Source organism: Burkholderia sp. E168m23 (assembly GCF_016586125.1).
GTDB lineage: Bacteria > Pseudomonadota > Gammaproteobacteria > Burkholderiales > Burkholderiaceae > Burkholderia > Burkholderia orbicola.
Genome location: NZ_BCPP01001669.1, coordinates 1 through 618, shown reverse-complemented (window position 1 = coordinate 618; position 618 = coordinate 1). Strand labels below are relative to the sequence as shown.

Here is a 618-nt window from a genome sequence, read left to right as displayed (position 1 = left end):
TGTGATCGTCTACGAGCGCGTTGCGTCGAGCCTGTACTCGGGCCGGATGCTGAAATCGTTCGGGCTCGCCGGCGCGGTGCGGATCTCGCCGCTCCATTGTCATGCGCCGGACGATATCGCGCGATTCCTCGCGATCACCGAAGCGCTCGCGGCACAGCGCTGATCGGCGACACGGCCCGATTGTCCGGGCCGTACCGGTTTCGGCGCGGTTGTCGATCAGCCCGCCGGCGCGACCGATGCGCCCGTGATGCCGTGCCGGCGCAGCGAATCGGCGACGAAGCCCGACGCCTTCATGTCTTCGACGAACGCGGCCAGTGCCGCGGCGGCCGCGTCGCCGCGGCTCTTCGGCACGCCCATCGCCTGCCGGATCACCATGAAGCGCTCGTCGAGCAGGCGCAGGCCGGGCGTTTTCGCGGCGTCGGTTTCGAGCTGCTGCTTCACGCCGGCCGCCACTTCCAGCTGCTGCTCGACGAACGTCGGCACGACGGCTTGCGACGTCGGCGCACGCACGATCTGCGCGGCTTTCAGTTCGCGGGTGAGGAACAGGTCGTACGCGCTGCCCTTGCCGACGGCCACGCGGTTGTGCGGCTGGTCGACGTCCGCGTTGGTGCGGATCGG

Annotated in this window: 2 pseudogenes; one reads left to right on the top strand and one right to left on the bottom strand. The window is 69.6% G+C overall.

The window, feature by feature from the left end:
- Positions 1–163, top strand: a pseudogene (locus tag JMF90_RS39565) (aminotransferase); the annotation flags it as partial.
- A gap of 53 nt (positions 164–216) precedes the next feature.
- Here the strand turns inward: JMF90_RS39565 and JMF90_RS39560 are convergent.
- Positions 217–618 (bottom strand): annotated as a pseudogene (locus JMF90_RS39560) (ABC transporter substrate-binding protein); the annotation flags it as partial.